Source organism: Salinicola sp. DM10 (assembly GCF_017306975.2).
In the GTDB taxonomy this organism is placed as follows: Bacteria; Pseudomonadota; Gammaproteobacteria; order Pseudomonadales; family Halomonadaceae; genus Salinicola.
The window spans coordinates 253,470-275,340 of record NZ_JAFLEN020000004.1; the positions used below are offsets into that span (position 1 = coordinate 253,470).

The following is a 21,871-nucleotide window of genomic DNA, read 5'->3' on the forward strand; positions in this document are numbered from 1 at the left end:
TCGTAGGACTTGGGATTGAAGATAGAGCATCTGCGCCGATGGCGCGGCGATGCCGTGCTTCGGTAGGGCGTCGATGTGGTGCAACGCCGCGCCGGTGGCGTTGTTCGTGCGCCGTGCGGATAGCATGATGGGATCCGGAAGAGACGACGACAGGAGTCACTGTGAGAGCATGGATACGAGGGGGCCTGGGCGTGCTGGTGGCGCTGCTGGTCGCGCTGAGCCAGCCGGTCATGGCGCAGTCCCTGGCCTCGCTGGTCGGGGCTGAGGAGAAGCGTGCGGCGACCTCGCAGGCGCCCAGCGCCCAGGAGTTGGAGAGTTCGCTGGACCAGATCATCGCCACGCTGGAGAACAGCGAGCAGCGCCAGGCCCTGCTCGACAGCCTCAAGCAGCTGCGCCAGGCGACCGCCGCCGAGGCCCAGGACGAACCTGCCGCCGGCGGCCTGCTGGGGGCGCTGGCGCAGTCGTTCTCGGTGCTCGAACGCGATGGTCTGGACAACCCGATCAACTACTGGGGCTATCGGGTCGAGCAGGCCGGCAACGATCTGGAGCGGCTCTGGGGGGATGGCGGCCGCGTACCCATGGCGCTGCTCGATCTGCTCTGGGTCACCGCGCTATGGGTCGGGGTGACGCTGGGGGTGTCGGCGCTGTGGCGCGCGCTGGTCAAACGCCTGGGGCTGCTCTGGACGCTGCCACAGGAGCCCACTACTTGGATGCTGGTGCGCCACCTAGCACGACGAGTGGTACCGCTGGCGCTGGGGTTCGGCGTGGCGCTGGTGGCGGTGCACCAGGCGACCTCGGATACCATCGGCGTCACCCTGGCCATGGTGATGGCCTATGTCACCCTGTGCGGGGCGGTGTTCGCCGCGGTGTGCGAGATCGTCTTCTCGCTGTTCGGCAGCGGGCATCGGCATACCGCGCTGCGCATCCTGCGCCAGCGCGGGGCGCCCTGGCTGTTCGCCCTCGGCGCCTTGGTGGCACTGGGCGATGCTTCCAACTCGGCCGCCGTGGTGGAGCCGCTTGGGCGTGGGCTGATGGCGTTCGTGTCACTGCTGGCCAACGTCTGCGCGGCACTGCTGCTTGCAGCCTTCGTCCTGCTCTTCCGGCGGCCGTTCCGTCACCTGATGCGCAACCGCCCCTACACCCAGCGGCAGGAGCGCCGCGCCACTACCGAGCTTCTACGCCTGTTCAGCCGCATCTGGCACATCCCCATCCTGGTCATGGTGTTGGTCTCGCTGATCGCCATGGTGACCTCGGCCGAGGACTCGCGCAGCGCCTTCTTCCGTGCGCTGGTGACCGCGGGCATGATGATTGCCACGCTGGTGATCTCGGGGCTGATCCACCGTCAGCGCGAGAAGAGTCAGGACAAGCGCCTCTCGGAGTACTCGGCCCGTCTGATCCGCTTCGGCTTCACCCTGGCCCATCTGCTGGCCTGGCTGGTCTTTCTCGAACTGGCGATGCGGGTCTGGGGAACCTCGCTGTGGGCGGTGAGCGGCAGTGCCGGTATCGGCCAGCAGATCGCCCGCAGCCTGCTGGGGCTGGGGCTGACCTTTCTGGTCGCCTGGCTGGTGTGGATCCTGGCCGATACCGCGGTCCAGCACGCCCTGCGCAAGAGCAGCCGGCGCCACGGCCGGCGCGCCAATGCCAGTGCCCGGGCGCAGACGATCACGCCGCTGTTGCGCAACACCATCTTCGTCACCATTGCGGTGATCGCCGCGATCATCGCCCTGGCCAATCTCGGCGTGAACGTCACGCCGCTGCTGGCAGGTGCCGGGGTGATCGGTCTGGCGGTGGGCTTCGGCGCCCAGACCCTGGTGCAGGACCTGATCACCGGGCTGTTCATCCTGATCGAGGATTCGCTGGCGATCGACGATTTCGTCAACCTCGGCAGCCACATGGGCACGGTCGAGGCGCTGAGCATCCGCACCGTGAAGCTGCGCGACCTGGATGGGATCGTGCACATCATTCCATTCAGCCAGATCCAGGGCATCCAGAACTACTCGCGTGAGTTCGGCATTGCGCTGCTGCGTATCCGCATCGGCCATCAGATGAAGATCGACGACGCGATCGAGACCATGCGCAGCATCGCCGACGAGCTGCGCAACGACCCGATGATGCGCCACCACATCTGGTCGCCGTTGGAGGTACAGGGAATCGAGAGCTTCGATGCCGGCGCCGCCATTCTGCGCATCCGCATGCGCACCGCACCGGTCATGCAGTGGGACGTGGCGCGGGCGTTCAATCTGCGTCTCAAGCAGCGCTTCGATGAGCAGGGACTCGACCTGGGCATGCCGCGGATGAGCGTGGTGATGGAGGAGAGCCGTGCGGCGCAGGGGGATACGCCGTCCGACGACTCGCTGCGCGAGGCGATCACCAATCCTGGCGAGCCCGATCCGCAGTAAGGTGTGTCCAGTGCTAAGAACGCCTTTTACAACCGCTAGATGATATGGGCTTATCCGGCGGCAGGGCGTCGCGAGGGCGCTGAGCAGGGTGCGGTAACGGAGTGATCCGCGGGATTTGGCCAAAGTCGTGTTGCGAAAGCAGGGGTGTAAGGTAAATAATCGCTGCCAAATTGCTACGCTGCGTCAGAATTCAAGTTTTTGTGTATCCGGACGATAACGCAGGGTAACGATCGTCACCGGCGCGGGCGCGCGGTGGCCACCAGGCAACGAACCGACAGGCAGGGCACGTCATGACTCTTCTCAGCATCTTCGCGATCGCCTTCGGTTTCGGCGCCTTTGGGCTCTTCGTGGCGCTGCGCCTGTGCCGCAGCGACAAGAACACGCCGGTGGCGCGCGAGCGCGTCGGTGCCACTGACGATATGCCGAACGCCGCGCGTCAGCGCGCCTGAGGCACGCACTCTCCTCGATGGCGTTACTGCGCTTGCGGCATCGCCTCGCTCAGATTGAGTGCATACGGTAGTTGTTTGCATACGCTAGGCCGCGCCGTCATGGCGCGGCTTGCACGCTCCGGCGAGGCGCTGCGCTTTCAAGCTATGTCGCGTCCGCGCTTCACCGCTCTACCTTTCCTGACCTTTCCTCGCTATCCCACTGTCTCGGCGTTCCTATCCCACTGTCTCGCCGTCTCACTCATACGGCGTCATCGTCTCACTCGCACTGTCTCTGCCTGCGTCACGGCCCGAGTGGAACGTAGTGGTGTAGTGATGTAGAGGCGCAGTGGCGGCGTCATTCCTGCGAGCGAGCCGGGCCGGCATCGGCCAGCACCCAGTCGCGAAAGGCGCGCATGGGTTCGGTCAGGTGGCGGTGGGTCGGCGTCAGCAGTGCCAGCCGCCCGCGACTGGGCAGGGTGTCGGGCAGCGCCTGGACCAGATGGCCCTGATCGAGCTCGGCCGCGAGCAGCCGCATCCAGCCGAGGGTGACCCCCTGACCGGCGAGGGTGGCGTTCATCAACAGCTGAAAGCTGTTGGCGCGCAGGGTGTGCAGCGGCGGCTGCCAGGCGAAGCCGAGAGCGCGATACCAGTGCTCCCAGGTCAGCCAGTCGCGGTAGTGATCCTCCACCACCATCAGGGTGTGGCGGGCGAGCAGGTCGGCGGGGTCGGTGATCCCGCCGTGACGAGCCAGATAGACCGGGCTGCACACCGCGGCGACAGGCTCCTCAGCGAAGATCGGGCTGGCCTCGAGTCCAGGCGGGTCGACTTCGTTGGGGATGTGGTAGTAGATGCCGAGATCGAATTCGGCCAGATCGAGCCGATAGGGGTCCTCGACGGTGAGCACGCGAATCTCGATCTCAGGGTGCGCCTGCTGGAAATCGGGCAGCTGCCGCGCCAGCCAGATCGAGGCGATGGTCGGGCTCGAGGCCAGCGTCAACTGGCGGTCGTCGCCGCGCCGGCGCAGGCGTGCGGTCTCGTCGCGCAGTTCGCGCAGCAGCCGCTGTACCACGCGGAAGTAGTGATCGCCGGCCGGGGTCAGGCGCAGGCCGTCGTGCTGACGCTCGAACAGCGGTCGGCCGAGATCCGCTTCGAGGCGCTTGATCTGGCGGCTGACCGCGCTCTGGGTCAGGCTGAGCTCGCTGCCGGCCTGGGTGAAGCTCGAATGGCGCGCGGCCGCCTCGAAGGCGCGCAGGCAGGCCAGCGGGGGAAGCACGTCGCGAGTGGGCATGGGGCGTCCGGAACCGAGGTCTCTCGGCTCCGGAGCATAGCATGAGTCATTCATGCCACTGCCGGCGCGTGAGGCCCTAGGCTTTGTACGAAAACTACCTGCGCTCGGCAATACGGTGTTAAAAATCGGCTCAAAATGCTCATTTACACTCCGTAAACTCCGCGTTTTCGCCGATTTTTGCCTTGTCTTGCCTTCGCTCGCTGACTTTTCGTACAAACCCTTGGCCGGGACACTCAGATGGCGCGACGTGGAATGTTGCGACGCCAGCGCTTCTCGCTGACCAGTGTCTCGCCCTCGTGGGCGATCTGCTCGGCGCTCAGGTAGAAGGTGGTCTCGTCGCAGTGCAGATGATAGCGGCTGGTCACCGCCACCGAGAACTGGCCCGCGCCCTCCTCACGACTGGCGCGATAGGTCCACTCGATATCGGCGCGGGTGCGGGTGGCGTCGCTGGGGTGGCTCGAATAGACCTCTTTCGCGCGCTGCTCGACGCGCAGGCTGTGATCTTCGAAGCGGATATCGCCCATGTCGTCCTCTACCGTCACCGTCACTTCGCCGCTGCCGACATCCTCGCTGAGGGTGCGTCGCGGGTGGCCCGGGCGCAGGGTCTCGATCCGGCATGGCGCCGCGCTCTCCGGTGGTGCGAACGGCATCGCCACGTAGGGCGCCTGGCAGATCGGCAGTGACAGCGTCGGCGTGCCGGCCTCGAGGGTGAGATCGGCGCGCCGCCGCGGCGACCATACCAGCGGGAAGCTGGCGCTGGAAAGCGCCAGGCGCAGACGGTGCCCTGGGGGCAGCCGGTAACCGATCAGATCCAGCGCCAGGTCGATCTCCATGCGCTCGCCGGGCACCGGCGGGGTGAGCGTGGCGGGGTCGTCGCGCAGGGCGAGGTTGAGGGTGGCGTAGCTGATCAGCGCGCTCTCGCCGCTGGGAGCCACATCGCACAGGCGCACATGCAGCTGGCCACAATCTTCGGCGCTGCTCAGGCTGGCGCGCAGTCGCGGCTGGCCGAGCAGATCGAGCCCCTCGGCGTAGGGCGCGGAGTCGAAGGTCAGCGCCAGGCCGTCGTCGCGGCGCTGATCCGGCGGGAAGTCGGCGCCGAACCACAGCGGAATGTATTCACCCTGTAGCGCGCCGGCGGTCAGCGGCGAGGCGATCGCGCGCGCCGCGCTCAGATGTCCTTCCCGTGTCAGGCCGGCATCACCCAGCACGAGCGGCTGCCACGTGATTTCTTCGGCCGGGGCGGGCCAGGCGCTGGTCTGCACCCACTGGCCCGGACGCTCGAGATACTTGGGCGCCGGCGGCAGGCCATCCTGCAGGTAGAAGGTGCAGGGCGGCTCGTCCATGATCCCGGTGTCGATATCCTTGAGCCAGTAGTCCCACCAGCGCAGCGCCTCCTGCAGAAAGCCGATGGCCGGGTCGGGAATCGCGAAGTGGGGGTACTTGTGCATCCAGGGCCCGAGCAGCGCCTTTTTCGGGCAGGAGAGGTGCTCCATCATCCGCGGAATGGTGTTGATGTAGGAGTCCGCCCAGCCGCTGATCATGTAGACCGCAGCCTCGATGTCGGCATAGTTCTCGCAGATCGAGCCGTGCTGCCAGTAGGCGTCGCGCTGCTGGTGGCGCAGCCAGGGCTCGGCCAGCAGCGGCATGTTGTCGAGCCGGTGTTTCCACATCTCGCGCCAGCGCTCGCCGACCAGCGCCGGATCGGGCACCGCAGCCGAGAAACTCAGCATGGTCGCCGCCCAGCCCAGATTCTCCAGCAGCATGTTGCCGCCCTTGTAGTGGATATCGTCGGCGTAGCGGTCGTCGGTGGAGCACAGGGTGATGATCGCCTTGAGCGGTTCGGGTCTGAGCGCGGCCAGCTGCAGGCTGTTGAAGCCCCCCCAGGAGATACCCATCATGCCCAGCTTGCCGCTGCACCACGGCTGTGCGGCGATCCAGTCGATCACTTCCAGCGCATCGGCCTGCTCCTGGGGTGCATACTCGTCTTCCATCAAACCGTCGGACTCGCCGTTGCCGCGCATGTCGACGCGCACGCAGGCGTAGCCATGGCCGGCGAGCCAGGGGTGGGTGAGCTCGTCGCGCGCCGCGGTGCCGTCGCGCTTGCGGTAGGGCAGATACTCGAGAATCGCCGGCACCGGGGCCGCTTCGGCGTTTTTGGGTAACCAGATCCTGGCTGCCAGTCGGGTGCCGTCGGCGAGCGTGATCCACTGATTCTCGATCTCGCGAACGCGGTGGGGAAAGTCCTGCTTGATCTTCATGCCGGGTCCTTGGCTGTGCGGGAAGGAGTCGAAGGTGTCGCCACGGCGCCGAGCCGTTCGGGGTGCTTGAGCCACACCCACAGCGAGCCGGAGGCGAGCAGCACGATCAGCATCGACGGCAGGCCGCCGAGATTGGAGAGCATCTTGATGCCGTCGATCCCGACGAAACTGACCATCACCCAGGAGACGATGCCGACGATCACGCCCCAGATCACCTTCATGGCGACCCCGGCGTTGAGATCGGAGTCGGCGGTCAGGCCGCGGGTGCAGAGATTGCCGATGGCGTCGGTCTGCGAGTCGGCGGCAGTCACGTAGGAGATATAGGCGATGAACAGCAGCAGCGGCACCCACACCTGGGACAGCGGCAGGTGGCGGAAGAGCTCGTAGAGCACGTTTTCCACCCCGCGCTGATCGAGCACGGCGTAGAGGTCGACACCGCTCTCGCCGGCTCCCAGATGAGACTGGAAGTAGAGTGCGGTGCCCGAGAAGATCAGGATCCAGACACAGGCGAACAGCGCCGGGTAGAGCAGATTCACGCGCAGGAACTGGCGCACCGTGTAGCCGCGCGAGATCTTGCCCAGGAACAGCGCCGCCACCGGCGCCCAGGCGAACCAAACCGCCCAGTAGAAGATCGACCACCACTGCGGCCATTGATCGTTGCCCGCGGCGCCGGTGAACAGGCTCTTGGTGAAGAAGTTGTCGAGATAGACGCCGAACGACTCCACCCCCAAGGCCAGACAGAAGACCGTGGGGCCGACCACGAACACGAAGGCGCCGAGTATCAGCAGCAGCGCCGCATTCAGCGACGACAGCCGGGCGATACCCTTCTGCAGGCCACTGGCGGCGGAGAGCACGAAGGTGACTACGATGACGGCGATGATCACGCCCAGGCGCAGCGGGCTGGTCTCGCCACCCAGGTACTGACCCACGCCACCGGCCAGGGTCAGCGCCCCGGTGCCCAGCGACGACGCCATGCCGGCGACCAGGGCATACAGCGACACCGCATCGATCAGCCCGGAGAAGCGCTTCACCCGCGGCCCGAACAGCGGCTCCAGCATGCTCGAGATCGAGAAACGCAGGCGCAGGTTGTAGAAGGCCAGGGCAAAGATCAGCGCCGGCACGGCGTAGATCGCATAGGGGGTGAAGGACCAGTGCAGGAACAGGGTCGACATGGCGAACAGCATGGCGTCACTGGAGCCGGCCTCGATGCCGGAGGACGCCGGTGGCCCCATATAGTGATAGAGCGGCTCGGCGGTGGTCCAGAACAGGACCCCCACCGCCAGGGTGGTGCACAAGGTGATCGAGAACCAGCGCAGCGGCGAGAGCAGCGGGGTGGCCTCGGCGCCGCCGATGCGCACGCGGCCGAGGGGTGAGAAGTAGACGATCAGCGCCATGATAAGCAGATAGAGACTGCCCAGGCTGAACAGCCACGAGAAGTTGTCGAGCACCGCGGCGTTGAGTGCGCTGGCGGTGGCGAGGAAGGCGTCGAGATCGACATAGCTGGCGATCACGGCGCCCAGCAGGATCAGGAAGGTCGGCCAGAACACCAGCGGCCGCAGCGAGGTTTGCATACCCATCTCCGGTTATCGTTATCGTGTGGCGGCAGGCGCGCAGCATGCGCTGTCGTCATGTGGATATACCCTAACCGCTGCTACCGGCCGCCTTTCAAGCGGCATCTCGGTATGGGGGTATGCGCTCGACGCATGCCGTGCCGGCAGGCAGCCGCGCGACGATCCCGGTAGGATGGGCTGCCTGCGAAATGGCGGAGCGACCCAGGAGCGACGATGGAACCCGAGGATCTGAAAAAGCTGGTGAGCGTGCGCATGCCGTTCGGCAAGTACGAAGGCCGTCTGATCGCCGATCTGCCCGGCCCCTATCTGGCCTGGTTCGCCCGTGAGGGCTTTCCCCGCGGCGAGATCGGTCAGCTGCTGGCGCTGATGCACGAGATCGACCACAACGGCCTCAGCGGTCTGCTCGAACCGCTGCGCCGCCGCGGTTAGGGAAACGCTACATAAATCGACGAGCGAGATGAAGCGCAAGGCGTATGGAACACAGACTCGAAGCAACGCGTAGAGAACGCCCGTAGGGCGGCCCGTCAGGGCAAGTTGCCGAAGGCAACGCGTCACGCGAGACATAACAAGGGGTTAGGCGAGTGTTCGACCGGGCTGGCGCACCAGTACCACGCAACGCAGCGATTCGTTGGGGACGCCGAGTCCGCGCAGGCATTTATGCCGCGTTTCCTTAGGCCAGTAGCCTGCCGAGCAGATGGGCCACCACCAGCCCCACGCTGACGGCCACGGCAAGCCACAGGCGGCGGGGCCGGCGGCGCTGATACTGCTGCAGGGCGACATCGAGCTTGCGCGTCAGCAGCGCCTGGCGGGTGGAGGAGGCGCCGGGCGGCGAGAAGTCGTTGGCGGCGTCGCCGTGCCAATGCGGAGCGTGGGTCAGCCCCAGGCCGGCACGCAGGCGACCGATATCGCCGAGCAGTTGGTGCATCTCGTCGTATTCGGCGCGACGCTCGGGCGAGCCTAGCGCGGCTTGGGCATCCGCCTTGAGCGACTGATTGGCGCAGCCGCGGATAGCGCGCTCGATCTCTTCCGCGCTGGCGGTGGGCGAAACGCCGAGACGTAGGTAGAGATCACGCATGCTGCATCAACAGGTCGTAGGCGTTCTTGATGCGCTGGAAGCGCTGCGAGGCGAGGGTGATCCGCCACTCGCTCTGGCCATGGAAACGGTCGGGATGGTGGCGCTGAGCCAGGCGCCGATAGGCGAGTTTGATCTCCCGCGGTGAGGCGCTGGTGTCCAGCTCCAGTTCGATCAGCGCGCGGCGGATGGGGTAGGAGGGCGCGTCGAAACCGGCGCGCTGGCGCTGCCGGCTCTGCTCGCGCTGCCACTGGCGCTGTTGCTCTTGGTGCTGACTTTCCTGCTCCTGGCGCTGTCGCTCTCGGCGCTGGCGTTCCTGGTACTGGCGCTGCTGCTCCTGGCGTTGACGCTGTGCGGCTTCTTCGCGCTGGCGCTGAGCCTGTTCGCGACGCAGGGCTTCCGCCTCGGCCTGGCGCCGCGCCTGTTCACGCTGCTGAGCCTGTGCCTCGGCCTGGCGTTTGGCGTGGGCCTGGGCGCGGCGTTCGCGCTCGGCCTGTGCGGCGGCCTCGCGCTGCTGCTCACGCTCGCGGGCCTGTTGCGCCTGCTGGCGTCGCCATTGTTGCTGCTGCTTGTGCTCGCGCCACTGGTTCTCGGCCAAGCGTCGGACCCGGTCGCGCCAGGAGGCACGGGGCTCGCCGGCGTGCGCCTGGGTCGAGCCGGTATCGCCGGCTTCGGCCTCTGCGGTGTCCTCGGCTTCCGGCTCGGCGGGCTGCCAGTGGCTGCGGTGGCTGAGATCCTCGGGGGCGGCCAGGGTGCGCCCGGTGACCTCGCGGTAGAGCGCGCGCAGGGTATCCGGCGAAACGTCGCAGAGATCGGCCAGAAAACGCAGGATATGGTGGTTGCGCAGACTCAGCGCGCCGTCACTGGTGGCAACAACGACCGCCTGGCGTAGAAAGGCGATGATCGGCCCGGACTGCTCCTTGGTCAGCACCTCGGCGGCGAGCTGAACGTCGCCCAGATCCTGTCGCCGGGCCGCCGCCAGCAGCGTCTCGAGATCGCGGCGATGATGCGCGCGCGCGGCCAGGCGCTCGAGATAGCGGCGGTCTTCATCGAGCGGCACGTGCTTGTTGGCAAACACCCAGCACAGCAGCAAGAGCTCGGCGCTCTCACGCTGATGGGGGCTCTTGACGAGCAGCGACTCGAAGGCTGAGAAGCCGGTGGCGACCATGGGCGTTCCGCATGAGCCGATGCGGCGCATCGGTTAGCTGTTGTTTGTCGCCGAGTATACCCAAATCGCCCCCCTCGACGTCAGCCTCGAAAGCAGCGGCCAATCGACGCTGCGCCTCAGCGCATGCCCGAGGGCTTGGCGAGATTCTCCGGGCCGAAGGAGTCGGGCAGCAGTGTGTCCATGGTGTAGCGCTTGAGCGGCTGGCCGTCGCCGTCGAGGACCACGATCGTGGTCTCGGGAGTGGCGAATTCCCGGATGCGCTGACGGCAGTCGCCGCAGGGGGTGCACAGGTGCTCGCCGGGGCCGATCACGTAGATGTCGCGGATACGCTGCTCGCCGTTGGAGACCAGGGCGGCGATGGCGCTGGCCTCGGCGCACAGCCCCTTGTAGTTGGCGCTCTCGACGTTGCAGCCGACGTAGGTCTGGCCGCTGGCACTGATCAGCACCGCCCCCACCGGGTGGGCGGAGTAGGGTACGTAGGCGTTGGCACGCACCGCGAGTGCGGCCTGGCGAATGCTTTCGGGCACCGTGATGTCGCTGGGCTCAGTCATGGCTCGGTTCCTGGTCGTCGCGCAGCAGCCCTTCCAGGGTGATCGCCATCATCTCGGCGAAGCCGGTCTGGCGGGTCTGGGCGTCGAGCGCTTCATGTTTGAGGATGTGGTCGGAGACGGTGCACACGGTCAGCGCGCGGGCACCGAATTCGGCGCACACCCCATAGAGCCCGGCGGCTTCCATCTCCACCCCGAGGATGCCGTGGCGCTGCATGGTGTGGAAGAAGGCGTCATCCGGGGTATAGAACAGATCCGCCGAGAACAGGTTGCCCACCTTGACCCGGGTGCCGCGCTCGCGGGCGGCGTCCACCGTGTGGCGGGTCAGGGCGAAGTCGGCGATGGCGGCGAAATCGTGGCCGCCGAAACGGGTGCGGTTGACGCCGGAGTCGGTGCAGGCACCCATGCCGATGACGATATCGTTGACGTCGACATCGTCGCGTACCGCGCCGCAGGAGCCCACGCGTACCAGTCGCTGGACGCCGTACTCGGTGATCAGCTCCTTGGCGTAGATGGAGAGCGAGGGGATGCCCATGCCGCTGCCCATCACCGAAACGCGGCGGCCGCGATAGGTGCCGGTGAAGCCGAGCATGTTGCGCACCCGGTTGACGCAGACGACATCGTCGAGAAAGGTCTCGGCGATGAACTCGGCGCGCAGCGGGTCGCCCGGCATCAGCACGGTGTCGGCGAAGTCGCCCTCGCGGGCTTCGATATGCGGGGTTGGCATGTCAGTCTCCTGAAGGTCGTGCGGCCAGCAGCGAGGTGCCGTGGTCCATGGCGTCCAGGCCGAAGAATTCGGCCAGGGTCTGGCCGATATCGGCGTAGGTGTCGCGGGCGCCGAGGTCGCCGCTGGGGCCGCCGCTGGCGAGCAGTACCGGTACCTGCTCGCGGGTATGGTCGGTGCCGCGCCAGGTCGGGTCGTTGCCGTGGTCGGCGGTGAGGATCAGCAGGTCATCGGCGCTGAGCTTGGCCAGCAGCTCGGGCAGGCGGCGGTCGAAGGCTTCCAATGCGCTGGCGTAGCCCTCGGGGTCGCGGCGGTGGCCGTAGAGGGTGTCGAAGTCGACGAAGTTGGTCATCACCAGCGTGTCCACGGTAGCGGCCCGCGCATCGTCGATCGCCGTCAGGGTCTCTGCGAACAGCGCCTCGAAGCCGTGCGCCTTGCGCACCTCGCTGATGCCGCAGTGGGCGTAGATATCGCCGATCTTGCCTACGCCGAGCACCTGGCCGCCCCCGTCGTGGAGCTTTTGCAGCACCGTGGGGGTGGGCGGCTCGAGGGCGTAGTCGCGGCGGTTGCCGGTGCGCTCGAAGGTGTCCGGGGTTTCGCCGACGAAGGGGCGGGCGATGACGCGGCCGATGTTGTAGGGCATCAGCAGTTCACGCGCGATCTCGCACAGCCGATAGAGGCGCTCGAGGCCGAAGTGGTGCTCGTGGGCGGCGATCTGGAATACCGAATCCGCCGAGGTGTAGACGATCGGCTTGCCGCTGGCGATGTGTTCGCTGCCGAGGGCCTCGATCACTGGCACCCCGGAGGCGTGGCAGTTGCCGAGCACGCCGGGCAGCTCGGCCTGGTCGATCAGCGCCGCCAGCAGCTCGGGTGGGAAGCTCTCTTCGTGCTCGCGGAAATAGCCCCACTCGAACAGTGCCGGCACACCGGCGATCTCCCAGTGGCCGGAGGGGGTGTCCTTGCCCGAGGAGATCTCGCGGGCGCAGGCCCAGCCTCCGGTCGGCTCCGCCGGTGGCGTCACTCCGGCGGCCCAGCCGCCGGTGGCACGGTGATGCGCGTGATAGAGGCCCAGCCGCGCCAGATTGGGCAGCTCGAGCGGACGTCCGGCGTCGGCGCGATAACGGGCGATATGCCCCAGGGTGTCGGCGCCGGCATCACCGAAGGCCTCGGCGTCGGGGGCGTTGCCGATCCCGAATGAGTCGAGCACCAGCAGCACGGCACGGCGGGGAGTGACGGATGCGTTCATGGCAGATCCTCCTGGCGCAGGGTGGCGTGAACGAGCGGCGGTATCTCGGCTGCGCCCGCCTTTAGACGAAAGGCGTCGACCAGCCGCGCGCTCAGGGCCTCGGCTGCCTCGCGATCAGCGGCGTGAACCCGCAGCAGCGGCTCACCGGCGCTGAGCGTCTGGCCCAGCTCGGCGATATGCGATAGCCCCACCCGCGGGTCGATGGCGTCATCGGGGTTGCGCCGCCCGCCGCCCAGCTCGACCACGGCGAGCCCCAGTGCGCGGGTGTCGATGGCGTGTACGACGCCGTCGGCGGGGGCGGCGATCTCGTGCACGACCGGCGCCGAGGGTAGATAGTGCGTGGCGCGCTGGGTGAAGTCGGCAGGTCCGCCGAGGCCATGGACCATGCCTGCGAAACGCTCCAGCGCGGCGCCGCTGTCGAGGGCCTGCGCCAGTCGCCGCGTGGCGTCTTCGGCGTCTCCGGCCAGCCCCGACTGGATCAGCATCTCGCTGGCCAGTGCCTGCGTCACTCGATAGAGCCGGCTGTGGCGATCGTCACCGCGCAGTACCTCGAGCGCCGCTGCTACTTCCAGGGCATTGCCGGCGCAGCGGGCCAGCGGCTGATTCATGTCGGTGAGCAGCACGCTGGTGGGGGTGCCGGCGGCGCAGCCGGTGGCGACGATCGCCTCGGCCAGCTCGCGGGCGGCTTCCGGGGTCGGCATGAAGGCGCCGCTGCCCACCTTGACATCCATCACCAGGCTGCCCAGGCCGCAGGCGAGCTTCTTGCCCAGGATCGAAGCGACGATCAATGGCAGCGACTCCACCGTTGCGGTGACGTCGCGCACGCCGTAAAGGCGCTTGTCGGCGGGGGCGAGCGCACGGGTCTGGCCGATGATGGCGACGCCGACATCCTGCACCAGGCGGCGGAAGGTGTCCTCGCTGGGAGCGATATCGTAGCCGGGGATCGACTCCAGCTTGTCCAGGGTGCCACCGGTATGGCCCAGGCCACGCCCGGAGATCATCGGCACATGACCGCCGCAGGCGGCGATCCAGGGTCCCAGGACCAGCGACACGAGGTCGCCGACGCCACCGGTGGAGTGCTTGTCGAGCACCGGGCCGGCGAGATCGAGATCGTCCCAGCGCAGCACCTGGCCGGAGTCGCGAACTGCCTCGGTCAGCGCGGTGGTCTCCGCCTCGCGCATGCCATTGAGATAGACCGCCATGGCGAAGGCGCCGATCTGGGCGTCGCCGATGGTGCCGTCGGCGATCCCGCGCATGACCAGATCGAGCATCGATCGATCGAGGGTCTGGCCGTCGCGCTTACGTCGAATGATCTCCTGAATCAGCATCGTCGCTCCTCGTGGGCCGTTGGCACCGTTCGTCCTTTCTGCTCGTCCTCTCCGCTCGTTCTTTCCGCTCGACTCAGTAGCCGCTCTCCGCCGACGTGGCGGCCTTGCCCGAGAGCGTGGCGAGCAGGGCGTCGAGCAGCCCGGAGGCGCCGAAACGAAAGTGGGCCGGGGTCAGCCAGTCCGCGCCCATCAGCCGCTCGGCCAGCGCCAGGTAGGTCTGGGCGTCTTCGCTGGTGCGAATACCGCCGGCAGCCTTGAAGCCCACGTCGCGGCCGCTGTCGCGGATCGCGCAGAGCATGATCTCCGCGGCCTCGAGAGTGGCGTTGATGGCGACCTTGCCGGTGGAGGTCTTGAGGAAGTCGGCGCCAGCATCGAGGGCGATCTCTGCCGCCTGGCGGATCAGCTCGGGGCGCTCGAGCTCGCCGGTCTCGAGGATGACCTTGAGCAGCTTGTCGCCGCAGGCCTCGCGGCAGGCGCTGACCAGCGCACGGCCGGAGGCGGTGTCGCCGTTGATCAGCGCCTTGTAGGGGAATACCACATCGATCTCGTCGGCCCCGGCGACCGCTGCCGCCCGGGTCTCGCGCGCGGCGCGCTCGGCGTTGACGCTGCCGTCGGGGAAATTGGTCACCGTGGCGATCCGTACCCGGTCGCGCAGCCCCAGTTCGCGCAGCTGGCGATCGGCGGCGTCGATGAAGGCAGGGTAGACGCACACCGCCGCCGGCGAGCCGAAATCGGTCGCCGTGCGCCGACATAGTGCCTCGATGCGTGCGGCATCGTCGTCGGCATTGAGCGAGGTCAGATCCATCATCGCCAGCGCCTGGCTGGCGGCCTGTTGGAGCGTCTTCATCCGGCTATCTCCTTACGCTTTGTCTGAAAAATGCCTGCACTCGCCCATACGGCGTTAAAAATTGACTCAACATGCTCATTTACACCTCGTAAACTCCGCTCTTTCGTCAATTTTTGCCTTGTCTGGCCATCGCTCGCCGGTTTTTCAGACAGAGCTACGCACAGAGAGAAAAAGAGGTCGGCAGCGTGGGAGCGGGGCGGCGTCGGTCGCTGCCGCCCCGGCTCGTATCAGGCCGGCGGGCTCAGGCGGTGCCGGCCAGGGCCAGGAAGATCCCCGCCAGGGTCGCCGACATCAGGTTGGACAGGGTGCCGGCGAGCACCGCCTTGAGCCCGTAGCGGGCGATCTCGTGGCGGCGATTGGGTGCCAGCGTGCCGAGGCCGCCGAGCAGAATCGCGATCGAGGAGAGGTTGGCGAAGCCGCACAGGGCGAAAGACAGGATCGCCGCGGTGTGTGCCGACATCGCCTTACCGGTCTCCGCCACCAGGGTGTCGCCGCTGATGTAGGGCGCCAGATTGATATAGGCGACGAACTCGTTGACCACCAGTTTCTGGCCGATGAAGGAGCCGGCCAGGGTGGCTTCGTGCCAGGGGATGCCGAGCAGGAAGGCGAGCGGCGAGAAGAGCCAGCCGAGGATCATCGACAGGCTCAGCGAATCGACGCCGAACCAGCCACCGACACCGCCGAGAATCCCGTCGATCAGCGCGATCAGGCCGATGAAGGCGAGCAGCATGGCGCCGACGTTGGCGGCCAGCATCAGCCCCGAGGAAGCCCCGGTGGCCGCGGCGTCGAGCACGTTGGCCGGCTTGTCCTCGGCCTCTAGCACCTCCTTGGCCTGGGCGGTGTGGTCGTCCGGGGTCTCGGTCTCGGGCATCAGGATCTTGGCGAACAGCAGCCCGCCAGGCGCGGCCATGAACGATGCCGCGATCAGGTACTCCATGGGGATGCCGAGCTCGGCATACCCGGCGAGTACCGAGCCGGCCACCGAAGCCAGCCCGCCGCACATCACCGCGAACAGCTCGGACTTGGTCATGTTGGCGAGGAATGGACGTACCACCAGCGGCGCTTCGGTCTGGCCGACGAAGACGTTAGCGGTGGCCGAGAGGGACTCGGTGCGCGAGGTGCCGAGTACCTTCTGTAGCGCCCCGCCGAGGATGCGCACCACCCACTGCATGATGCCCAGGTAGTAGAGCACCGCGGTCAGCGAGGAGAAGAAGATGATGATCGGCAGCACCTTGATGGCGAAGACGAAGCCGATGTTGCTGGGATCGGCGAGATTGCCGAAGAGAAAGCCGATGCCATCGTTGGCGTAGCTGATGACCTGACTGACCGCCCCGGAGATGGCCCCGAGCACGCTCTTGCCCACCGGCACGTAGAGCACGAAGGCGCCGATGCCGGCCTGAATCAGAAAGGCGCCGGCCACGGTGCGCAGACGGATCGCCCGGCGATTGCTCGAGAAGGCGAGCGCGATCAGCAGCAGAACGACGACGCCGACCAGACCCATGATGAGTGTCATGTTGTTGTCCTTGGTGTTGGTCTCGGAGAGGGGGAATTGCGGTTCTGTGTGCGCTTTTTAACATTTTTATGTTTGTCCAGTCACTTATTGTTTTTATTCTGACAACGCCATAGAGTGAGCGGCATCATCACTCCTTGTCTGTCTGGCCGCTCCATGGCATGGCGGCCGGGCTGCGCGCCGAGCAGGGCAGCCTGCGTTCGGCGCTGGCAGGGCGGAGATGAACCTGACGCTGAGGCGCACCGGCAGTGACGCTGCGACAACAATTCTGGCGCGATAGCAATCCTGGCGCGATAGCAATGACGCCATGACAACAGACAACAACGAGGCATGGGAGAAGACATGAACGGGAACGGCATGAGCAAGGCCAGCGTCCTGCTGGCGCTGTGGGGGCTGGCGGTCACGCCGGCATGGGCAGCCGACGACGCGAGCGAGCAGGGCAGTGCGCCGGTGATCGAGCAGGAGACGCCAGCCGAGGGGCCGCAGGCGGTGGATGAGACCGCGGATGGGCCTTATCTCTCCGACTGGTACCACCAGAACCTGACCGTCATCGGCAGCAAGAACATTCGCTTCGGCCCGCAGCAGATCGACGATATCTATCTCGAATACGAATTCTTCGGCCGCAAGGGGCCGCTGGATCTCTACGGCTATATCGACTTTCCCAAGTTCTTCGGCATCGGCAACCGGCCCGATCGCGGCATCTTCGACAAGGGCTCGCCGGTCTTCATGGAGCTCGAGCCGCGGCTGTCGATCGACGACATGACCGGACAGGACCTCAGCTTCGGACCGTTCAAAGAGTGGTTCGTCGCCTTCGATTACATCTTCGATTGGGGCCATAACAGCGAGAATCGCCAGAACACCCTCTATGCGGGTCTGGGCACCGATATCGACACCGGCTCGCCGCTGGGGCTCTCGTTCAACTTCTACAAGCGTCGCCAGTGGGAGAACTACGGCGCCGCCAACGAGAACTCCTGGGACGGCTATCGCGCCCAGCTCAACTACTCCTACCCGCTGGGGACGTTCGACAACGGTGCCTCGCTGGTCTATGTCGGCTTCACCAACCACGACTTCGGCTCGGACCTGGGCGACGGCAACTCGGTGCGCACCAACGAGTCGACGGTGGCCACCAACGTGCTGCTGTACCAGTTCACCCACCTGCGCTTCATGGCGGTGGCACGCTACTTCCATAATGGCGGGCAGTGGAACGACGGCGTCACCGCGCCCTTCCCCAATGCCAGCGGCGAGAGTTTCGAGCTGCGCTCTACCGGCTGGGGTTACTATCTGGGCGTCGGCTGGCAGTTCTGATCGGTCTGCTTGTCGATCCGTCGTGTCATCGGGGAGCCTGCGGGCTCCCCGATGTGTCTGGGTGGAAGCGGCCTGACGCCGAGCGAGGATCAGCGATGATGGCGGTTGTTTGGGGGAGAGCGAACCTATGAACGGACGTAGTGCGCAGCGTCTCGAGCGGCTGAGCGAGGCGCTCAAGCGTGCCGGCACCCTGCCACTCGCCGAGGCGGCGGCGCTGTGCGGGGTCTCGGAGATGACCATTCGGCGTGATATCGCCGCCAGTAGCGGTGCCATCGCCTCGTTCGGCGGCCATCTGGTGATGGCCGACAACCCGCAGTTCGCCGCCGCCTACCATCTCGATACCCAGAAGGATCGCTTCGCCGCGGCCAAGGCGCGGCTGTGCCGGGAAGCCGCCGCACGCGTCGAGGAGGGCGATACGCTGTTCATCGACTGCGGCACCACGCTGGTGTCGCTGTGCGCACAGCTGCCGCGTCAATCGAACGTGACCGTGGTCACCTACGCGCTCAATGTCGCCAACGCCTTCAGCCAGCTCGACTTGCCCAACATGCGTCTGGTGGTGCTGGGCGGGCTCTACTATCCGGCGTCGCAATCCTTCGGCGGTCAGGACGTCACCACGGCGATCCGACGTCTGGGTATCAATAAGGCGTTCATCTCGGCCGCCGGGGTGCAGATCGACAAGGGCGCCAGCTGTTTTCACTTCCATGAGGTGGCGCCCAAGCAGGCGGCCATCGAACACGCCGAGCGCAGCATCCTGGTCGCCGACGAGAGCAAGCTGGAGGTGATGCGCCCGGCGTTCTTCGCCGAGCTTGCCGAGTTCGATGCGGTGATCACCAGCGGCGAGCCGGGGCGTGCCTGGCAGGCGCGTGTCGCTGCCGCAGATGGGCCTGCGGTGAGCGTGGTCTGAACCGTCTGCAGGCAGGGTATGAAAGACGCTATGTTGACGCCGCCCGTGCGCCAGGCGTCTACCGACCCGCTGATTGCTGTGATTGATACGCTAGCGTGTTGAGATATTCCTGCTTTTCGTAGGAAGATTTTGGCTGGCTGGGCACTTACCATCCGGGTAAGCGTTTTTCCTTATCGTCTTCGGGTCGGATAGTCCGCGGTGTGCCGCCGGAATATCCGCCCGATGTCTGCTGCAGGAGCCCTATTATGTCTTTGCCCGTTCCCTCCGCCAGTGCGCCTTTCTATCCCGCTGCCATCGCCGGCCATGACAGCCAGGCGGGGGAGCGCTATACGCTGCGCTCGCCAGCCAGCGGTGAGCCCATTGCCGAGGTCGCCGACTGTGGCGCCGAAGCCGCGCAGGTGGCGGCAGACAACGCCCAGCGCGGCTTCGAGCAGTGGCGCCGGACCACGCCGTTCGAACGGGCGGCGCTGCTGAAGGCGTGGCACGCGGCCATGCTCGAGGCCAAGGAGACCCTGGCGCTGACCATGGCCCGGGAGATGGGCAAGCCGATACGCGAAGCCCGCGGCGAGATCGACTACGCGGCCGGCTTCATCGAGTGGTTTGCCGAGCAGGCCAAGCGCATCGATGGCGATATCCTGCCCAGCCCGCATCCGGACAAGCGCCTGTCGGTGCTGCGCCAGCCGGTGGGGCCGGTGTTCGCGATCACGCCGTGGAACTTCCCGGCGGCGATGATCACGCGCAAGGTGGCGCCAGGGCTGGCGGCCGGCTGCTCGGTGATCGTCAAGCCCGCCGAGCAGACCCCGATCACCGCGCTGATGCTGGCCGAGCTTTGGCGTCAGGTGGGTGGCCCGGCAGAGGTGTTCCAGGTGATCACCGCCGAGCGTCCGGCTGCGATCAGCGAGGTGCTGATGAGCGATGCACGTATCCGCAAGCTCACCTTCACCGGCAGCACGCCGGTGGGCAAGCGGCTATACGCCCAGTCCGCCGCCACCATGAAACGCATGTCGCTGGAGCTGGGCGGGCACGCGCCTTTCCTGGTCTTCGACGATGCCGATATCGACGCTGCGGTGGCCGAAGTGATGGCGAGCAAGTTCCGCAACGGTGGCCAGACCTGTGTCTGTACCAACCGTATCTATGTCCAGCGCGGTATATTCGATGCCTTTGCCGAGCGTCTGGCCGCCGCGGCCGGGTCGCTGACGATCGGCAATCCCGAGGACGAGGCGACCCAGGTCGGGCCGCTGGTCAGTCAGGCGGGTCGCGACAAGGCCCAGGCGCACATCGACGATGCCCTGGTCAAGGGCGCGCAGCGGTTGACGCCGGCGCCGCATGTCGACGGTCTCTACGTCGCGCCGACGGTGCTGGCCGGGGTGACGCCGGAGATGCGCATCATGCAGGAGGAAACCTTCGGCCCGGTGGCACCGTTGATCGCCTTCGATGACGAGGCGGAGGCGATCGCCGCCGCCAACGACACTCCGTTCGGCCTCGCGGCCTATTTGTGGACGCGGAGTCTGGGGCGCGCGGCGCGCGTTTCCGAGGCGCTCGATTACGGCATCGTCGGCGTCAACGACGGCGCACCGTCGGTACCGCATGCGCCCTTCGGCGGGGTCAAGGACAGCGGTCTCGGGCGCGAAGGTGGTCACTACGGCATCGACGAGTACCTCGACTGCAAGTTCGTCTCCACACGCCTGGATAGCTGATGGTCGAGGCGCCCTCGCTGCTGCCGGCGGAGCTGGATCTGGCCACGGCGCTGCGCGAGACCAAGTTGCGCCACGCCCGCGTGGTGGCCGGGGAGCGTTCGCTCTCGCGGCCGCTGCGCTGGGTCCACATGGTCGATCACCCGGATATCATCGCCTGGGTTCAGCCGGGCCAGCTGCTGCTGACCACCGGCTACCACTGGCCGGATGAGCCGGCGGCGGAGCGCGCTCTGATCGAGGCGCTGGCGGAGAAGGGGCTGGCCGGCGTGGCGCTGGCGGTGCCGCGTTTTCTCTCGGCGTTTCCGGCCACCAGCCGCGAGGTCGCCGAAGCGCTCGACTTTCCGCTGCTGGAGATACCCTGGGATGTGCCCTTCAGCCAGATCACCGAGGAGGTGCACGCCTGGCTGATCGCCCGCCAGGGGCAACTAATCGCGCGCGCCGAGCGCATTCATCGCGATCTCACCCGTTCGGCGTTGACCGCTGGCAGCCTGGGGGATATCGCTGTCGCTCTGAGCGAGCTGCTCGGGCGGGCGGTGCTGTTCACCGGGCTCGAGGGCGAGTGGCTTGGCGGCAGCAGCGAACGTGACGCCTGGCCCTTGCCGACGCCAGCGGCGCAGCAGGCGGCGGAAGCGATGACGGGCAGCCAGGCGTGCTCGCTGGACGATCCGGGGCGTGACGGGCAGCGCTGGCTGGCCTGCCCGGTGCGCATTCAGGAGGCGCGGGCGGCGCTTCTATGGATCGATGAGTCCGGCGCCCGGGTGAGCGAACTGGAGCGCCGCGCGGCGGAGCAGGCGGCGCTGATCTCGGCGCTGCATCTCTCGCACCAGCGCGCGCTGCAGGCCCAGGAGTCTCGGCTCGGTTACGCCTTCGTCGACTCGCTGCTGGAGGGGCGCTTCGAGGCCACGCCAGCGGCGCTGGAGCGCGCCACCCTGCAGGGTTGGGAGCCCCAGGCGGCGTATCAGGTGTGCGCCATTCTGCTCAACGAGCCGGTGCCGCTCAGCCCCGAGGGGCTCTCCCGGCGCGAGCGCTGGGAGCGCCGTCTGAGCCGCTATCTGCAGGGCATCGAGCAGCCGCCGCTGATTTCGGTCTCGCTCAACCAGCTGCTGTTTCTGCTGCGTAGCGACGTCTCGCCCGCGGCGCTGTGGCGGCGGCTGGGCGATGGCGAATCGGCGATGGCGGTCAGCCGGCTGGTGCGGGGCGCCGCGGAAACCGCCAAGGGCGCCGACGACGTGGCGCGGTTGACCGCTACGCTGCGACCGGGGGAGCTGCGCGACTTCGAATCGATGCTGTTCAGCCGCGTGCTGGAGGGGGACGACGACGCCCGCAGGCTGTTTCTGGCGCGGATCACCGAGGCGCTCGATCCGGGCGAACGAGGCACCAGCCTGCGTCAGACCCTCGCAGCGCTGGCCGATCACGGCTTTCATCTGGCGCAGACCGCGCGGGCGCTGGATATCCATATCAGCACGCTGCGCTATCGCCTGGAGCGTCTGCGCGAGGCGCTGGGCATGGATCTCGACGATACCGAGGTGCGCCTGCAGCTGCAGGTGGCGATGCGCCTGTGGGCGCTGAAGGACGACTGAG

18 protein-coding genes are annotated in these 21,871 nt (G+C 67.0%); 7 read left to right on the forward strand and 11 right to left on the reverse strand.

Features of this window, described 5'->3' with window-relative positions; all coding sequences use genetic code 11:
* The first annotated feature begins 161 nt into the window (after positions 1-161).
* Both J0A90_RS18775 and J0A90_RS15265 read left to right on the forward strand, forming a co-directional pair.
* The gene (locus tag J0A90_RS18775) at positions 162-2,399 is read left to right on the forward strand and encodes a mechanosensitive ion channel domain-containing protein (protein ID WP_207031285.1); all 2,238 of its coding nucleotides are present in this window, start codon (positions 162-164) and stop codon (positions 2,397-2,399) included.
* Positions 2,400-2,689: 290 nt separating this feature from the next.
* A complete protein-coding gene (locus tag J0A90_RS15265; RefSeq protein WP_164673677.1) occupies positions 2,690-2,848 on the forward strand; it encodes a hypothetical protein in 159 nt (52 codons plus the stop codon).
* A 334-nt stretch (positions 2,849-3,182) separates the two neighbouring features.
* On the opposite strand, the gene J0A90_RS15270 is transcribed toward J0A90_RS15265, so the two are convergent.
* The 3 genes from J0A90_RS15270 to J0A90_RS15280 all read right to left on the reverse strand — a co-directional run bounded on the left by J0A90_RS15270 (position 3,183) and on the right by J0A90_RS15280 (position 7,944).
* Positions 3,183-4,115 (reverse strand): LysR substrate-binding domain-containing protein, encoded by a 933-nt coding sequence (locus tag J0A90_RS15270; RefSeq protein ID WP_207031283.1) that lies wholly within the window; start codon positions 4,113-4,115, stop codon positions 3,183-3,185.
* 233 nt (positions 4,116-4,348) lie between these two features.
* Complete coding sequence (locus tag J0A90_RS15275; protein ID WP_207031281.1) at positions 4,349-6,373, reverse strand: CocE/NonD family hydrolase; 2,025 nt, start codon at positions 6,371-6,373, stop codon at positions 4,349-4,351.
* On the reverse strand, positions 6,370-7,944 hold the full coding sequence (locus J0A90_RS15280) for a BCCT family transporter (RefSeq protein ID WP_207031279.1): 1,575 nt from the start codon (positions 7,942-7,944) through the stop codon (positions 6,370-6,372). The genes J0A90_RS15275 and J0A90_RS15280 overlap by 4 nt, the downstream gene beginning before the upstream one ends.
* 213 nt (positions 7,945-8,157) lie before the next feature.
* Between J0A90_RS15280 and J0A90_RS15285 the strand changes: the two genes are divergently transcribed.
* The gene (locus tag J0A90_RS15285) at positions 8,158-8,373 is read left to right on the forward strand and encodes a DUF3820 family protein (RefSeq protein ID WP_035476064.1); all 216 of its coding nucleotides are present in this window, start codon (positions 8,158-8,160) and stop codon (positions 8,371-8,373) included.
* A gap of 241 nt (positions 8,374-8,614) precedes the next feature.
* Here the strand turns inward: J0A90_RS15285 and J0A90_RS15290 are convergent, their stop codons facing one another.
* From J0A90_RS15290 to J0A90_RS15325, 8 genes are all read right to left on the reverse strand, one after another.
* Positions 8,615-9,019: a hypothetical protein gene (locus J0A90_RS15290; RefSeq protein ID WP_207031277.1), complete on the reverse strand. Its 405-nt coding sequence runs from the start codon at positions 9,017-9,019 to the stop codon at positions 8,615-8,617.
* Positions 9,012-10,184: a J domain-containing protein gene (locus tag J0A90_RS15295; RefSeq protein WP_207031275.1), complete on the reverse strand. Its 1,173-nt coding sequence runs from the start codon at positions 10,182-10,184 to the stop codon at positions 9,012-9,014. The genes J0A90_RS15290 and J0A90_RS15295 overlap by 8 nt, the downstream gene beginning before the upstream one ends.
* A 116-nt stretch (positions 10,185-10,300) precedes the next feature.
* Positions 10,301-10,735 (reverse strand): cytidine deaminase, encoded by a 435-nt coding sequence (gene cdd, locus J0A90_RS15300; RefSeq protein WP_233076838.1) that lies wholly within the window; start codon positions 10,733-10,735, stop codon positions 10,301-10,303.
* Positions 10,728-11,459, reverse strand: a complete 732-nt coding sequence (gene deoD / locus J0A90_RS15305; protein WP_207031271.1) for a purine-nucleoside phosphorylase — start codon at positions 11,457-11,459, stop codon at positions 10,728-10,730. Before deoD ends, cdd begins: the two co-directional genes overlap by 8 nt.
* 1 nt (position 11,460) lies before the next feature.
* Positions 11,461-12,702 carry a phosphopentomutase gene (locus J0A90_RS15310; protein WP_207031269.1) on the reverse strand — a complete coding sequence of 414 codons (1,242 nt, stop codon included), beginning with the start codon at positions 12,700-12,702 and terminating at the stop codon, positions 11,461-11,463.
* Positions 12,699-14,030, reverse strand: coding sequence for a thymidine phosphorylase (gene deoA, locus J0A90_RS15315; protein ID WP_207031267.1), 1,332 nt, complete (start codon positions 14,028-14,030; stop codon positions 12,699-12,701). Before deoA ends, J0A90_RS15310 begins: the two co-directional genes overlap by 4 nt.
* A 73-nt stretch (positions 14,031-14,103) precedes the next feature.
* On the reverse strand, positions 14,104-14,877 hold the full coding sequence (gene deoC / locus J0A90_RS15320; protein WP_207031265.1) for a deoxyribose-phosphate aldolase: 774 nt from the start codon (positions 14,875-14,877) through the stop codon (positions 14,104-14,106).
* A 241-nt stretch (positions 14,878-15,118) separates the two neighbouring features.
* Positions 15,119-16,390: a NupC/NupG family nucleoside CNT transporter gene (locus J0A90_RS15325; protein WP_207031263.1), complete on the reverse strand. Its 1,272-nt coding sequence runs from the start codon at positions 16,388-16,390 to the stop codon at positions 15,119-15,121.
* 339 nt (positions 16,391-16,729) lie between these two features.
* Here J0A90_RS15325 and J0A90_RS15330 point away from each other — a divergent pair, with 339 nt between their 5' ends.
* From J0A90_RS15330 to J0A90_RS15345, 4 genes are all read left to right on the forward strand, one after another.
* Complete coding sequence (locus J0A90_RS15330) at positions 16,730-17,692, forward strand: nucleoside-specific channel-forming protein Tsx (RefSeq protein ID WP_233076840.1); 963 nt, start codon at positions 16,730-16,732, stop codon at positions 17,690-17,692.
* Positions 17,693-17,819: 127 nt separating this feature from the next.
* Positions 17,820-18,596 (forward strand): DeoR/GlpR family DNA-binding transcription regulator, encoded by a 777-nt coding sequence (locus J0A90_RS15335; RefSeq protein WP_207031258.1) that lies wholly within the window; start codon positions 17,820-17,822, stop codon positions 18,594-18,596.
* Between the two features lie 245 nt (positions 18,597-18,841).
* Complete coding sequence (locus J0A90_RS15340) at positions 18,842-20,293, forward strand: NAD-dependent succinate-semialdehyde dehydrogenase (RefSeq protein WP_207031256.1); 1,452 nt, start codon at positions 18,842-18,844, stop codon at positions 20,291-20,293.
* A complete protein-coding gene (locus J0A90_RS15345) occupies positions 20,293-21,870 on the forward strand; it encodes a PucR family transcriptional regulator (RefSeq protein ID WP_207031254.1) in 1,578 nt (525 codons plus the stop codon). The genes J0A90_RS15340 and J0A90_RS15345 overlap by 1 nt, the downstream gene beginning before the upstream one ends.
* Position 21,871: the final 1 nt, after the last annotated feature.

Bases quoted from the DNA above. Each gene is read 5' to 3' on its own strand.
- J0A90_RS15345 (WP_207031254.1), top strand. From the start codon at position 20,293: ATGGTCGAGGCGCCCTCGCTGCTGCCGGCGGAGCTGGATCTGGCCACG.
- J0A90_RS15275 (WP_207031281.1), bottom strand. From the start codon at position 6,373: ATGAAGATCAAGCAGGACTTTCCCCACCGCGTTCGCGAGATCGAGAAT.
- deoD (WP_207031271.1), bottom strand. From the start codon at position 11,459: ATGCCAACCCCGCATATCGAAGCCCGCGAGGGCGACTTCGCCGACACC.
- J0A90_RS15340 (WP_207031256.1), top strand. From the start codon at position 18,842: ATGTCTTTGCCCGTTCCCTCCGCCAGTGCGCCTTTCTATCCCGCTGCC.
- J0A90_RS15290 (WP_207031277.1), bottom strand. From the start codon at position 9,019: ATGCGTGATCTCTACCTACGTCTCGGCGTTTCGCCCACCGCCAGCGCG.
- J0A90_RS15270 (WP_207031283.1), bottom strand. From the start codon at position 4,115: ATGCCCACTCGCGACGTGCTTCCCCCGCTGGCCTGCCTGCGCGCCTTC.
- J0A90_RS15310 (WP_207031269.1), bottom strand. From the start codon at position 12,702: ATGAACGCATCCGTCACTCCCCGCCGTGCCGTGCTGCTGGTGCTCGAC.
- J0A90_RS15280 (WP_207031279.1), bottom strand. From the start codon at position 7,944: ATGCAAACCTCGCTGCGGCCGCTGGTGTTCTGGCCGACCTTCCTGATC.
- J0A90_RS15285 (WP_035476064.1), top strand. From the start codon at position 8,158: ATGGAACCCGAGGATCTGAAAAAGCTGGTGAGCGTGCGCATGCCGTTC.
- J0A90_RS15330 (WP_233076840.1), top strand. From the start codon at position 16,730: ATGAACGGGAACGGCATGAGCAAGGCCAGCGTCCTGCTGGCGCTGTGG.
- J0A90_RS15295 (WP_207031275.1), bottom strand. From the start codon at position 10,184: ATGGTCGCCACCGGCTTCTCAGCCTTCGAGTCGCTGCTCGTCAAGAGC.
- deoA (WP_207031267.1), bottom strand. From the start codon at position 14,030: ATGCTGATTCAGGAGATCATTCGACGTAAGCGCGACGGCCAGACCCTC.
- J0A90_RS15335 (WP_207031258.1), top strand. From the start codon at position 17,820: ATGAACGGACGTAGTGCGCAGCGTCTCGAGCGGCTGAGCGAGGCGCTC.
- J0A90_RS15325 (WP_207031263.1), bottom strand. From the start codon at position 16,390: ATGACACTCATCATGGGTCTGGTCGGCGTCGTCGTTCTGCTGCTGATC.
- deoC (WP_207031265.1), bottom strand. From the start codon at position 14,877: ATGAAGACGCTCCAACAGGCCGCCAGCCAGGCGCTGGCGATGATGGAT.
- cdd (WP_233076838.1), bottom strand. From the start codon at position 10,735: ATGACTGAGCCCAGCGACATCACGGTGCCCGAAAGCATTCGCCAGGCC.
- J0A90_RS15265 (WP_164673677.1), top strand. From the start codon at position 2,690: ATGACTCTTCTCAGCATCTTCGCGATCGCCTTCGGTTTCGGCGCCTTT.